The following is a 430-nucleotide window of genomic DNA, read 5'->3' as shown; positions in this document are numbered from 1 at the left end:
CCCGCCCAACTCGTCGAGGACCAGGTCGACGAGCCCATGATGGGCCTCCTCCCGGACGACCTCAGCGAGCAGCTCACCGATGGCCGGACTCAACGGCTCCTCGAGGATGCGCAGGATGATCATGTCCGTCAGCACCGCCTCGACGTCCGCAGGATCGATGGCGGCGAGGACGTCCGCCGCAATGTCGGACCCCTCGTCGACGAGCCGTCGGGCATGCGCGTCGTCGGCGAGCCACCGGCCGAGACGAACCGACACACCGGCCTGATCCACGCGCTCGCGGATCACCTCCGGTCGCAGGAAGTTCTCGCTGACGAACTCCTGAAGACTGGCCCCGAGTTGCTCCTTCTTGCGCGGCACGAGCGCGGTGTGCGGGATCGGTAGACCGAGCGGGCGCTTGAACAACGCCGTGACGGCGAACCAGTCCGCGATC

Annotated in this window: 1 protein-coding gene; it reads right to left on the bottom strand. The window is 67.9% G+C overall.

The features are described 5' to 3' along the window. Positions 1-430, bottom strand: a 430-nt coding sequence (locus D9V41_RS16495) for a DUF445 family protein (RefSeq protein ID WP_133434244.1), incomplete at both ends; no start/stop codon positions are given.

This window comes from Aeromicrobium phragmitis (genome assembly GCF_003674095.1).
In the GTDB taxonomy this organism is placed as follows: Bacteria; Actinomycetota; Actinomycetes; order Propionibacteriales; family Nocardioidaceae; genus Aeromicrobium; species Aeromicrobium phragmitis.
Note: the sequence above shows the minus strand (reverse complement) of the source record. Positions and strands in the feature narration are given on the sequence as shown.